The sequence below is a fragment of the Pseudomonas sp. BT-42-2 genome (assembly GCF_025847435.2).
Classification (GTDB): Bacteria; Pseudomonadota; Gammaproteobacteria; order Pseudomonadales; family Pseudomonadaceae; genus Aquipseudomonas; species Aquipseudomonas urmiensis.
The window spans coordinates 255025-267368 of record NZ_JAOYTM010000011.1 but is presented as its reverse complement, the minus strand read 5'-3'; the positions used below and the strand labels follow the sequence as shown (position 1 = coordinate 267368).

Sequence of the window (12344 nt, the reverse complement as noted above, 5' to 3'; positions counted from 1 at the left end):
CAACGAATAGGGATGGCAATTTGCCAATGCACAGCATTGTTCTCTTGATGTGGCTTGCCTTGTGTACTGAACAAGATGTCCGTGAACGGCAGATTTCCAACACCCTGACGCTGGGTGCTGCCGCTTGCGCCCTGGCCTGGCTATTCGCGACCGGCCACAGCTGGATCGGCGCCGAGCCCAGTGATGCGGGCTGGGCGCTGGCCATCGTCATGCTGCTCACCCTGCCTGGCTACATGCTTGGGCGCTTTGGTGCGGGCGACGTCAAGTTGTTGGGCGCGCTGGCGCTGGCGACCAGTCATCAATACGTGCTCGGCACCTTCATCGGTGCCGGCATTGCCGTGTTGCTGTGGATGCTCAGCCGACGCCGGCTATGGACCTTGCTCAACCCCAAGGTCAAGAAACGCCTACAAGTCCTGGCCGAACAGGTCGGCGACAAACAGCCCTTCGCTCCCTATGTACTGGTGGGCTTTTTATTGACCGCGGTATGGATCCAATGAGTGACCATGCGGTCGGATAACTTGTACAGCCCTTGTACATAACCGCAAAGTGCGACTACTTTCTTAAGCGTCAGTGCGTCTGGCACGGGAGCGGGGCGAATCGAACAGGGAGTTGATCGTGAACAAGACCGTGAGTGAGGTGAAGATTCTGGTTGTCGATGACCAGGCGGTAATTGTCGAAGAGTTATGTGAATTTCTCGAAAGCCAAGGCTATGTGTGCGTTGCCGCCCACTCGACTGGCGAAGCGATCGAACGCTACCAAGCCGAAGACGCAATCGGCCTGGTGCTTTGCGATTTGCACATGCCCGGGCGCGATGGCATCGAACTGGTCCGGGCGCTGAAAGAGATTGCTGGCCGCCAGCGCATGTTCGAAGCGATCATGCTCACGGGCCGCGCCGACAAACAGGATGTGATCCGTGCCCTGCGCGAGGGGTTTGCCGATTACTATCAAAAGCCCATGGACCTCAACGAACTGCTCGAAGGCGTACGTCGTCAGGAGCAGGCGCTGCTGGAGCGGCGGCGCAATTTCCGCGAGCTGGGCAGCCTGAACCAGCGCCTGCAATATCTGGCGGACTCCATCGACGACCTTTACCAGGATCTGGAAAAGGCCCGCGGCCAAGGTGTGCACCGACGCGCCACCGATGCCGAAGAGCCAGAGGGTGAACTGCCGGCAGTGTTCGAGAAACTCTCGCCACGTCAGCTGGAAGTGGCCAAGCTGGTCAGCAAGGGCAAGACCAATTACCAGATCGCCTGTGAGCTGGGCATCACCGAGAACACTGTGAAGCTGTATGTGTCGCAGGTGCTGCGCCTGACCCACATGCACAACCGCACCCAGTTGGCGCTGGCCCTGACGCCACGCTCATCACCCCTGCACCAGCGTTTCACTACTCACTAGGCCCTGTACGAACTGCTTCCGCACTCGCCCATACTGCGTTGAAACGGTGCTCTAGTTGTTCTCGGTGCTGATCTTCACCCAGCGGAAATGGTCGGGGATCGGGTACTTGTAGGTTTCCAGCCAGCGGTACATCGATTGGTCGCGCTCGCTGGCGGTTTGCCGCTGGAGCTTGGTCGAGGCTTGCTGATTGCTCGATTGCACGCGCAACAGGGCTTCGGTGGCGGTTTGCGCTGGCGGTTGGCGTGGCGGCTCTTCGGCCACTGCTGCCAGGGGAATGCAGGCCAGGAGAATTAAGGATCTAAGCATCGGAAAGTGCCTCCTGTTGCGTGGATTGGGGCCGCTTTGCGGCCCATCGCAGCCAAGCCAGCGCCTACAGGGTTCGCTGGCCGGCCCTTCAACTGACCGGCAGAACACCCCGCCCGGTCGATTTCAACTGCTTGGCGCGCGCCTGGGCCTCGGCAAACTGCGCAGGCTTGAGCCGCAGGCGGGCCACCAGATCTGCCGCCTGCTGCCAGTTGTCCTGCAGTAACGACAAGGCCACCAGGTTGACCGCCGGCAGTGGGTTGTCATCCTTGAGCTCGATCGCCGTCAGAAACTCAAAGCGCGCCTGCTCATGATCGCCAAGGTTCATCAGCACCACGCCCAAATCGTTACGCACCTTTTCATCGGTCGGCGCCAGGCGCACAGCCCGCTGTAAATTGCGCAGGGCTTGAGCGTCGTCTCCGCGGGCCGATGCCAGCTGGCCAAGGCCGTGCTCGCCTTCAGAGGCCAGGCAGCCGCCGAGCAGGCTGCGGTACAGCGGCTCGGCCTCGCTACGCCCGAGCAGACGCAGGACCTTGGCTTTGCGCAGGCGCACCTGATCGAGTTCATCTGGCAACTGTTGCAAATGCGCAAGGCTGGCATGCGGGCGGCCGTCGTTGAGCATTTCATCCGCCAGGTTCAGGGCCAACTGCTGGTCAGCGTCGGGCTTGCCGCATGTGTTGCCAGCGAACACTTGCGCCAGGCCCTCCGGCGAGTGCCCGGCGCAACCGCTAAGCAGCAACAGCCCCAGGGCTATCAGTATTGTTCTCATCCCCACCCTCCCCTCACGATCCCAAAGCCCGCGCCAACGCGGTCAAGCCAGGCCCGGCCAAGACAATCAGCAGGGCCGGAAACAGAAATATCATCATCACCGCCGACATCTTCGCCGACATCTTCGACACCCGCTCCTGCAAACGCGTCATCCGGCGGTCATCGAGCAAGGTCTTCAAGGCTTGCAGCGACTTCATCGCCCCACTGCCCTGCACCAGTAACTGGCGCAGGATCACGCAGGTGTCGATCAGCTCATCGACCGCCAGCAGTTTCGCGGTCTTTTCCAGCTCAGGTGCCAGGGCCAGGCCGGAGTCCACCCGTTGCAGGACCAGGCGCAGCTCTTCGCTGATTTCCGGCACCAAGGTACGCCCTTCGTGGCTCAGCACCCGCAGGGCTTGCTCGACGGCCAGGCCGGTTTCAAACAGGATGCGCAACAAGGGAATCAGCAAGCTCACTTCCTGGGCGATGCGCTGTTGACGACGCGCAGCCGCCAACGCCAGCAGGCGCTTGGGCAGTAGATAGCCGACCCCCAAGGCACACAACGGCAGCACCAACCAATGGCCAGTCCAGCCCATCAATCCGTGTTGCAACAGCAGCGTCAGGCCCACTGCAAGGAGCGGCAGCCCCAACTGGGCAGCGGCAAACAGCGCTCGCTGGCGACTGCGGCGCCAACCCACACGATCGAGCAGCGCCTGAGTTTCGCCATCGAGCCGCTGCAAGCGCCGCCCCAGGTTGCTGCTGCCTAGCCAGTGCAGCCAGTCGCCCAACCGCTCCTCGCGTGCCAGCTGACCTTGCAAGCGCCGCGCGATCAGCAAACGTCCGCGCAACTGCTTCAAGGCCTGCATGCCGAGCAAGGCGAATCCAGCCAGCAGGAACACCGCGCAGATCAGCCAGGCCATGCTCACAGGCTCCTCATCATGCGCCATAGCACCAGGCAACCTAGTGCCTGGAAGGCAAAGGCCAGTAACAACAGCATCTGCCCCTGGCTATCGCGCCACATACCCAGCAAGTAGCCGGGGTTACCGAGCAGGAAGTAGCCGACCATGCTCAACGGCAGCGCCCCGAGAATCCATGCGGTGACCCGCGTTTCACCGGTCAACGCCTTGAGCTGGCGCGTGCCTTGTTCGCGCTCACGGATCAGCTTGATGAGGTTCTCCATCAACTCGCTGGCATTGCCGCCATACTGCTGGTTGATCCGCAGACCAAGGGCGAACAGGCGCATTTCGTCCTGATCATAGAGTTCGGCCAGCTCGCTGACCGCTACCTCCAGCGCTACCCCCAGGCGGACATTGCGCCGCACCCGCTCCATGGCCGAGCGCAGTGGTTCGCGAGTGCCATCAATTGCGCCCAGCACCGAATCGTTCAACGTCCGCCCAGCCTTCAAGCTACGCACGCTGTAGTCCAACAGGCCCGGCAGTTGCTGGATGATCTGGCGCACGCGCAGCCGATAACGCCAGCCCAGGTACAAGTAGCCCAGCGCAGGCCCACTCAACAGCACCATCAAGCCGACCGTCCAGCCAGAGACCAGCAAGCCAGCCATGACCAATCCGCCCCACGCCAGCAGCCATGGCCTGGGATTGAACGCGGCAGTATCCACGCCCGCCCGTTGCAGCAGCGGGTCGAACCAGTCACGCCGCGCCTTGCCGCTGCGCACCGAGCGATAGGCGCGGCCCAGGCGCTGCAGAATGCGCTCCTCGCCGCGCTTGTACAGGGCCAGGCGAAACAGCAGCAGGGCGACGCCGAGCAACAGCGGCGACAGCGCCAGCAGCAGGGCGCCAGTCACAGCACACCTTCGTTGCGCAACTTGGCGCCAGCCGGGTTCGGTGCTTCGCGTAGAAAGCTGGTGCCGCCGCGGCGGTCGAGACGAAACAGCGTGTTGGTCACGTACACATCGTCGCGCACCCCCACCACTTCGAGCACTTCGCTGACGCAGCGACGGCCATCGGCCAGCCGCGTCAGCTGAATCACCACATCGAGCGCCGCGCAGATCATCTGGCGCAAGGTCTTCTCGGCAATCTGCCGGCCGCTCAGGCCGACCAGGGTTTCCAGGCGCAACAAGGCGTCCTGGGCGGTGTTGGCATGCACGGTGCTCATCGAGCCATCATGACCGGTGTTCATCGCCGTGAGCACATCGAGCACTTCGGCGCCGCGGATCTCACCCAGCAGGATGCGATCCGGGCGCATCCGCAAGGCGTTGCGAATCAGCTCGCTGGCCTTGATCTCACCATGCCCCTCGACGTTCGGCGGGCGCGTCTCCAGGCGTACCACATGGGGGTGATTGAGCTGCAGTTCAGCGACGTCTTCGATGGTCACCAGGCGCTCCTGCGGGGCAATCATCAGACTGAGGATATTGAGCAAGGTGGTCTTGCCGGTCCCGGTGCCGCCACTGACCAGAATATTGCAGCGACGCCCCACCGCGCGTTCAAGAAAGTCGAAGATGGCCTGATCGATCGCCCGGGTCGCGAGCAGGTCGGCGCTCTTGAGCATGTCGCGGCGAAATTTTCGGATCGACAGGCACGGCCCATCCAAGGCCACCGGTGGGATGATGGCATTGACCCGGCTGCCATCGGGCAGGCGCGCATCGACCATTGGCGAAGACTCATCCAGGCGCCGCCCCAAGGGCGCCAGGATGCGTTGCATGACCCGCTCGACATGGTGCGCGTCGATAAAGCGCAGGTCCGTCAGCTGCAATAAACCGGCGCGTTCGACGAACACCCGGTGCGGGCCGTTGACCAGAATTTCGGTAACGCTGGGATCACGTAGCAGCACCTCAAGTGGGCCATAGCCGGTCAGTTCGTCGACCAGCTCCTCGGCCATGCGCTCCATTTCGTAGCGCGACAGGGCCAGGCGCATACGCGCCACATAGTCGCCAACCTGCTCGAAGACGAACTGCGTCAGGGCTGGCCGGGCACCTTCGAGCAAGTTGCGCCCGCTGTCCTCGATACTGTCGATGACGTGGCGGTGCAAGGCGCGCTTGAGCGCTTGCGGCTCAGCCGCAGCATGGCGTTGACCGCCAAAGGGTTCGTCGCCGCTCATTTGCTCCCCCACAGGCGTCGCAGCCAGGTCAGGGTGGGCGTTTCAAGGCTTTGCGAACGCTGCGCCAGGCGCTCGCCCAGGCCCTGCAAGGCTTGTGTCAGGCTTTCGCGCGGGGCCAGTTCGAACAGGCTCAAGCCTTGGTTCTTGGCATTCAGACGCACCTCAGGGCTGTACGGCATGACTTTGAGCAACGGCAACCCATAACGTTTGGCCAAGGCCTCGGCGTCCGGCGCGACATGCTTGAGGTAGCGGTCAACCAGCAAGCTGGCGTGCTCCAGCTTGATCCCGCGGTCGCGCCATTGATCGAGCACTTCCAGGTTGCGCCGGCAATCGAGGATGTTCTGATCGGTGTAGAGAATCAGCTTGTCGCAATGGCTGACGATAGTGCGCAACGCTTCACTGTCGGTCTGCCCGGTGAGGTTGAGGACAATGTGCTGGAAGTGCTGGCGCAGCGCGCTGAGCAGCATGTACAGCTCGGCGGCACTGGTCTTGCGCAGCGGCTCGTCGGCCTCGGCATAGGCCAGAATGCGCAGGCCGCTCTTGTCGCGGGTGAAGGCGCTGTCGATCAACGTGGCGTCCAGCCGACGCAAATGGCGCAAGGCGTCGCCGAAGAAGAACGACGCTTCCAAGCCCAGCAAGGCCAGACTGTCGCCACGCGGCAAACCGAGGTCGAGCAGCAGGGTCTGTTGGCCGCTGTCCTGCACCACCCGCGCCAGATGAGTGGTCAGCAGCGCACCGTCGGCACCGCGCTGGGCGCCGTAGAGCACGGTCAGGCCACCCAGGCTGGGGTTGCTGGTCACCGCTGGCAAGCGCTTGCCCAGGCGCCGGACCAGGCCAGCCACCTCGCTGGCCCGCGAGCCGTATGCAACGAAGTCGCGGGCGCCAGCGCGCATGGCATGCAGCACCAACTGGTTGTCCATGCCATCGCCGAGGGCGACGATCGCCAGCATCGGCTTGGCCTCCAAAACGCCCTCGATCAAGGCGCACTGCGTGACCAACTGCTCGCGGTCCAAGCCAATGAACACCAGGTTGCTGAAGGTCACGTCGACCAGCGCCAGCAACTCGTCGAGGCTGCCACCACTGGCGCCGATCACCTGGCCCTGCTGGGTCAAAGCGCCCTGCAACCAGTTGAGGTCTTGCTCATTGCGGGTGATCGCCAGGTACGTCTGGTTGAGGCTTTCGTTCATCGTGATAACCCACTGCGGCCATCGAAATTGCCGTTTTCCAGGAAGAACAGCTGGCCCCAGCTGGGGTCGTAGGTGCGCAGGTGCTCACCCGGCAGCTCGGGCAGGCGGGCATTGGCAGCCAATGGCTGGACCAAGTGCGGAGTCACGATCATCAGCAGCTCGGTCTCATCGCGGACCAAGGCCGATTGACGAAAGAACGCGCCCAATATCGGCAAGCTGCCCAGCCCGGGCAGACGGTCTACCGAAGAGCGGGTGTTGCTGCTGATCAAACCGCTGATGATGAAGCTCTCGCCGTCGGCCAGGGAGATGCTGGTATCCGTGCGGCGCACGCTCAAGCCAGGCACCTGGGTACCGGCGATGGTCACCGCATTGTTGTAGTCCAGCTCACTGACTTCCGGCGCCACCTTGAGAGTAATGCGGTCGCGACTGATCACCGTCGGGGTCAGGGCCAGGCGTACGCCGAACTCTTTGTACTCGATCGAGACGTTGTCACTGCCAGCACTGGGCACCGGGATAGGAATCTCGCCACCGGCCAGGAAGCTCGCGGTAAGGCCGCTGAGCACGGTCAGGCTCGGGCGCGCCAGGGTGTAGGCAAAGCCGCTATTTTCCAGCGCGTTAATCGCAGCCAGGAAGCGGCTGCTGCCGCCGCCCCAGACGATATTGAACACACTGTCATCAAGCGGTATGGCAGGACGCGCGATAGGCACGTTGCCAGGGGTGACAGCGGTATTTGGCACGGTATTGGGCGAGCCGATCAGACTGTTGTTCGAGCCCTTGAAGAACAACCGTGCGCCGGCTTCCTTGTATTTGCTCCGGCGCACCTCGACGAAACGGATATCGGCCTGCACCTGGGTCGGCAGTTGCTCATCCTGCGAAGGCAGCAGCGCGTCTTCGGCCATGTCGGCACTGGCCCTGCCCTTGACGAACAGCATCGCCCGATGCGGCGAAGGGGTGCAGGCGGTCCACAGCATCAAGGTGGTGCTCCCCGGCCCCACTGCAGTAAGCAGCACGCCACGCTCGCCACTTGCCTGGACATCGGCGACCTTCGGCTCGCCCACCGCCACCCGGCTGATAGTCACCGGCAGGCGTAGCTCTTGTTGCAGGCCCTGGTCCATCTCGATCACCGAGGGCAAGTCGGCAAACGCCGCACAGCCCTTGTCCGCCGCCTGTGCCATGGGCAAGCTCGTTATCAGCGACAGGGCCAGGCACAACGGGGTGAATATCCGCGCGGAACTACGCATGGCTGCATCCTTGCTGGTTCAGGGTGTCTTGGCTGAATCGTTGCTCTGGGCGCCGCGAATGATCTGCATACCTGGGTTGCCAGCCGCAGGCGCGACGTTAGCGATAGGCACTTGGGACAATTGGCTAAAGCGAAACAGATCGCGACTGGCAGTTTCGACCTGGGGCTTGGCCTGTGGATTGGCCCAATAGCCCGCCAGCAACTGCTCATCGGCGCTACGCACGGCCAAGCGCAGGGTGCCGGCCTGGGCTGCCAGCATCAGGCGGCTGGCGAAGGCTTCAGGCACAGCCAAGGCCACGGTGCGATTGCCGGTGCCGATCGGGTCATGCCGCCCCTGCTGCTCTTCGGCGGTTTGCGCCGGGCGGCCGTCATTGGCCAAGCCCGTCTGCTCACCGACGCTCAATACCCGCAGCGCAGGCAAGATGACCTGGGCGGAGGACTGCGGGTTGTGGTTTTCTTCACGCAAGAACAGCAGCACATCCACATAGTCGCCAGGGCGCACCTGCCCTGCCGCGCCAACAACATCATCGACTGCGACAGCCACCGCCCGCTCATGGCTGCGGATCATCCGCGCCAGCGGGCCACCTGACTGAAAGCTGTGCTCGTCGAGCCAGGCCCCTTGAGCCAAGGCGCGCTCACTGCGCCGGCCAAGCACTTGCTCGATGTGCTGAAAGGCGCCCTGAGGCACCACCTGCAAGCGCTCGATCAGCACATCGTCTTCGCTCAAAGGCGTATTGGCGGCCACATCGTGGCGCAACACGACAATGGGCGAACGGCGCGGTTCCTCCACCTGAATCGGTGCCGGAGCGGTTACCGGCTGAGCCGTCACCTCGTCAATCGGCGGCGCAGCGACAGGCGCGGGCGGTCGACTCAGCACCAACCCCCAATACCCTGCAAGCACTGCCGCACCCAGAAACAGCCCGGCAAGGATCATGGTCAAGCGACTGCTCATTACCGCTCTCCCGCACCTGAAACCCATGATGGCAAAAAGTAACTATTTCGCTATTGCACGGTAGTTCAGAGCGGCTAAATCGCCATGAGCGAGACTAAGTTTTCCAGCCTGGAATTTGACGCTGAGACAAAACAGATGCTTAGCATCGCTGAACCAATCTAATACTTTGTAATTAATGCCTTCTTACATTTGCACTCCGGCGTAGCTTGACGATTCTGTGATAGCAAAGGGGCATCACCGCTTTACGCCCCACAAACCGGCGCCGCCCGCGCAAGGAGATGTGCCATGTTGCTGCTCAAGATCCTCATCCACTGCCAGAACTTCCTGCAACGCAAGGACGGAGCCTCCGGTATCGAGTACGCAGTCATTGCGGCAATGGTTGCCGTAGCGCTGGCGGCCTTCGTCGATCCGATCTCCGCACAAGTCAAAGCCATGATGACTACCATCCAGACCGCCATCACGCCTTGATCGCAAGCCGCACCCGCATGCCCTGCGCTACCTACCCGTCAGGAGCCGACGATGCCAACCTCTTCCTTGCGTCAACAGATTCTTCTAGTCGACGACGAGGAAGAGGCACTGCTCGAACTTGCCGAATTATTGGAAAACGAAGGTTTCAAGTGCCACACCGCCACCTCCGTCAAAGCCGCACTGCAGCAACTCACGCGCTACCCTGACGTCGCCTTGGTCATCACCGACCTGCGTATGCCCGAAGAAAGCGGCATCGGCCTGATCAAGCGCCTGCGCGACCACACCTCCCGCCAACACCTGCCGGTGATCGTCATGTCCGGACATGCCGATCTGGAAGATGTCAGCGACCTGCTGCGCTTGCAGGTACTGGATCTGTTTCGCAAGCCGATCTTCCACGCCCGCCTGCTGGAGACGCTGGAGAACCTGTTCCCCACACCGAGGATGCAGGTGGTTCGCCAGTAACGTACATCGCTCAGATGAGCATGGCGTAGCCACGCAACATGCCCGCCGTTTGGGGCAACCCCTGTTTGAGTAAACACTCGATCAGGGCGTAAGCGGTATAGGGCAAGCGCACCAGGGCTTGGCGCATTTCAGCTACCGCAGCGAGTACCGCAGCTTGTTCCAGGTCCCAAAGATCCATGATGAACTCATCAGGATGCTGCGCTTGCACATCGAACGCATCGAGCGTCGAGGACGGAAAATCCTTCAAATTAAACGTGACGATGATTTCCGCGCTGCTTCTGATGGCGGCAGCCAGAACATGAGCATCATCCGGATCTGGCAGCTCGATCGAGTCGAGGAGTTGTTCATGGCCTTTAACTAAAGCATCGGGAATCGCGGCCTCCATTAGCCTAGATACCCGATCGAGTTGTTCCCTGCTCAGGTCCTCCCTATTGCGTAGAAGGTTACGCTTCCACTCTTCGTCGATTTGCTGCGACCATCGCGCTCTGAAAAGCTCTTTTCCAGCCAGCCTCAGCAGCAGATCGCGAAGCGGGGCTGGTAAAGCACACAAGCATCGTAAATAACTGTGAAAGGCGATGTGCCCATCAATAGCCCAACCCAAGCTCTTCAGACAGGCTCGCCAACTCATTCAAGGCCTTGTGGCTGGCGTCATCACGCTGTTGCTTGTAGGCCATAAGGTCGGAAAAAAACACTCTTCGATGGCGGCCAGCCTTATGGTGAGGCAGTGCCCCCTCCTCCAGCAGCTTGACCAGATGAGGCCGTGAAACACTCAGTAAGTCTGCGGCTTCCTGAGTAGTCAGTTCGGCCAGACGACGTTCGACAGAGTGCGTCAGGCGTTTCTCTGAAACTCACAACTGCCAACTGAAACTCAAGGTCATCCGCGGCCGCCGATCGAGGCTGTCCAGGGCGATGTTTGATAGCGGCTTGGCGACTTCCAGGGCAACGTTGTAGTACCGCGCATCACCCAGCCTCACGCCGAGCGCTGCCGATGACAGGCGTGCCTCACGTATATCAACCTCGTTGAACCAGGTGCGGGCGGCGTCCAACACGACGTAGGGTTGCAGCACGTTCACCCAATGGCCTTCTCGCTTGAAACTGTAGTTCAGCTCATAGGCCACGCCCCAGCCTTTGTCGCCCCAGGCTTGGTCACTGGGATAACCACGGCCGAAGCTCTGCCCACCAAACACCACGCGCTCGCTCTCAGGCAGGCTGTCACCGCTCCAGGACAACGCCGCCGAAGCCACGCCTTGCCAGTTGTCGAACCACTGATCGCTCTGCAGCGCAGACAGGCGCAGACGGAGAAAATCCAGGTCGTAGTCGGCATTGGTCCGCGCCCCGAAATAGTCCAACCCCTGGTACACGCCGGCGCTGACAATCCGCAGGCGGCCAGGGTCGGCCTGGCGCCAGTCGCCCTCGAAGGACAGCGCACGCAGGTGGGTCTGGCTATCTGACTTCAGCCCAGAGCCAGCCCGCTGGTAGTCGATCCGGTCCTTGACCACATAGAAGCGTCCCACCACGTCCAGCCATTGCCTGGGCGAGGCGATCAGGGTCTGGCTAATTCCGACCGAATAGCGATCCGTCTCGTGCTGCTGGCTCAGATCGATGCCATTGTCCAGGCGTACCCGCGTACTAGGCTCGCTGCGGTAGCGCGCAGCCGAAAGCAGCAGGCGGCTGCCCTCGCCATCCAGGTACTGACCATAATCCAGCCGGCCATAACGACTGTCATCCTCTCCAGGTGGCACCAGTACGCTGGCTGAGAGCTGTTCGGCGAAACGGGTTTGCCCATTGCTGGTCAGTGCGATCAGCGCTTGTAGATCATCGCGACTGCCCTCGCCGACCTGCACGGCAGTGCTGAGCGGTTTGCGCGAGGCCTGGGCGACCAGCCGCGCAGCGCCATCAGCGCTCGCTGGCGCAGCTAAATGCGCGGCAAAGCTCACACCCGGGATGCGATTGATCAGGCTGGTATAGCGCTCGAAGGTGGTCCGGGTCAGCGGCCGCTCAGCTTTGAGCTTGCCCATCAGGGTGTCCAGGTAGGTGGCAGCCGGACCGATGTCGCCCTCAATCTGGTAATCACGGATATAACCTTCCACCAGCACCACGCGCACCCGGCCATCGGCAAAGTCCTGGGGTGGCAAGTAGGCGTATGAGAGCAGGTAGCCATCCTGCTGATAGCGCTGGGTCAAGCGCTGGGTGAACGCGACCAGTTCGCTCAAGGTAACCATGCGGCCGATCAATGGCCGGTAATGCTCGCGCAGATCACTCAAGGGGAACACCGTACCGCCCTCGAAGCGGACTTTGCGCAACTCGAACCGGCTGCTCAGGGGCAGTGCCTGTGGCTGACCGGCAGCTACCGGCGCAACGTGCATTACCGGGATGTACGGGCGATAGGCGTCGACCGGCAAATTCGCGCTGGGTAGGCGTCGCTCGATGTCGTTACCGTTGAGAAAGCTGGGCAAAGGCTGGGCCCCGGCCAGCCCCGCCCAGGACAGCATCAGCAGGGACACGACCAGAGGGCGCATTCGGACACTCCATGATC

The 12344-nt window shown here is 62.0% G+C and carries 13 protein-coding genes and 2 pseudogenes; 4 read left to right on the top strand and 11 right to left on the bottom strand.

Features of this window, described 5'->3' with window-relative positions; translation table 11 throughout:
* Nucleotides 1-26: 26 nt before the first annotated feature.
* Complete coding sequence (locus OIU19_RS14560; RefSeq protein ID WP_186555509.1) at nt 27-497, top strand: prepilin peptidase; 471 nt, start codon at nt 27-29, stop codon at nt 495-497.
* Between the two features lie 112 nt (nt 498-609).
* Nucleotides 610-1392, top strand: a complete 783-nt coding sequence (locus OIU19_RS14555; RefSeq protein WP_189661855.1) for a response regulator transcription factor — start codon at nt 610-612, stop codon at nt 1390-1392.
* A gap of 51 nt (nt 1393-1443) precedes the next feature.
* Here the strand turns inward: OIU19_RS14555 and OIU19_RS14550 are convergent, their stop codons facing one another.
* From OIU19_RS14550 to cpaB, 8 genes are all read right to left on the bottom strand, one after another.
* Entirely contained in the window at nt 1444-1698 is a 255-nt protein-coding gene (locus OIU19_RS14550) for a DUF3613 domain-containing protein (protein ID WP_186555511.1), read from the bottom strand.
* A gap of 88 nt (nt 1699-1786) precedes the next feature.
* A complete protein-coding gene (locus OIU19_RS14545) occupies nt 1787-2464 on the bottom strand; it encodes a tetratricopeptide repeat protein (protein ID WP_264235582.1) in 678 nt (225 codons plus the stop codon).
* 13 nt (nt 2465-2477) lie between these two features.
* On the bottom strand, nt 2478-3362 hold the full coding sequence (locus tag OIU19_RS14540) for a type II secretion system F family protein (RefSeq protein WP_264235581.1): 885 nt from the start codon (nt 3360-3362) through the stop codon (nt 2478-2480).
* A 2-nt stretch (nt 3363-3364) separates the two neighbouring features.
* Nucleotides 3365-4246, bottom strand: a complete 882-nt coding sequence (locus OIU19_RS14535) for a type II secretion system F family protein (protein WP_264235580.1) — start codon at nt 4244-4246, stop codon at nt 3365-3367.
* Nucleotides 4243-5499, bottom strand: coding sequence for a CpaF family protein (locus OIU19_RS14530; RefSeq protein ID WP_264235579.1), 1257 nt, complete (start codon nt 5497-5499; stop codon nt 4243-4245). Before OIU19_RS14530 ends, OIU19_RS14535 begins: the two co-directional genes overlap by 4 nt.
* Entirely contained in the window at nt 5496-6686 is a 1191-nt protein-coding gene (locus tag OIU19_RS14525; protein WP_264235578.1) for a pilus assembly protein, read from the bottom strand. Before OIU19_RS14525 ends, OIU19_RS14530 begins: the two co-directional genes overlap by 4 nt.
* Nucleotides 6683-7927: a type II and III secretion system protein family protein gene (locus tag OIU19_RS14520; RefSeq protein WP_264235577.1), complete on the bottom strand. Its 1245-nt coding sequence runs from the start codon at nt 7925-7927 to the stop codon at nt 6683-6685. The genes OIU19_RS14525 and OIU19_RS14520 overlap by 4 nt, the downstream gene beginning before the upstream one ends.
* 18 nt (nt 7928-7945) lie before the next feature.
* Entirely contained in the window at nt 7946-8878 is a 933-nt protein-coding gene (gene cpaB, locus OIU19_RS14515) for a Flp pilus assembly protein CpaB (RefSeq protein WP_264235576.1), read from the bottom strand.
* Between the two features lie 285 nt (nt 8879-9163).
* Here cpaB and OIU19_RS14510 point away from each other — a divergent pair, with 285 nt between their 5' ends.
* Entirely contained in the window at nt 9164-9346 is a 183-nt protein-coding gene (locus OIU19_RS14510; RefSeq protein WP_264235575.1) for a Flp family type IVb pilin, read from the top strand.
* Between the two features lie 51 nt (nt 9347-9397).
* Nucleotides 9398-9808 (top strand): response regulator, encoded by a 411-nt coding sequence (locus tag OIU19_RS14505; protein WP_186555520.1) that lies wholly within the window; start codon nt 9398-9400, stop codon nt 9806-9808.
* Nucleotides 9809-9818: 10 nt separating this feature from the next.
* On the opposite strand, the pseudogene OIU19_RS14500 reads toward OIU19_RS14505, so the two are convergent.
* The 3 genes and pseudogenes from OIU19_RS14500 to OIU19_RS14490 all read right to left on the bottom strand — a co-directional run bounded on the left by OIU19_RS14500 (nt 9819) and on the right by OIU19_RS14490 (nt 12327).
* Nucleotides 9819-10393 (bottom strand): annotated as a pseudogene (locus tag OIU19_RS14500) (PIN domain-containing protein).
* Nucleotides 10393-10614 (bottom strand): annotated as a pseudogene (locus OIU19_RS14495) (helix-turn-helix domain-containing protein); the annotation flags it as partial. The pseudogenes OIU19_RS14495 and OIU19_RS14500, both read right to left, overlap by 1 nt.
* A 42-nt stretch (nt 10615-10656) precedes the next feature.
* On the bottom strand, nt 10657-12327 hold the full coding sequence (locus tag OIU19_RS14490) for a ShlB/FhaC/HecB family hemolysin secretion/activation protein (protein WP_264235573.1): 1671 nt from the start codon (nt 12325-12327) through the stop codon (nt 10657-10659).
* Nucleotides 12328-12344: the final 17 nt, after the last annotated feature.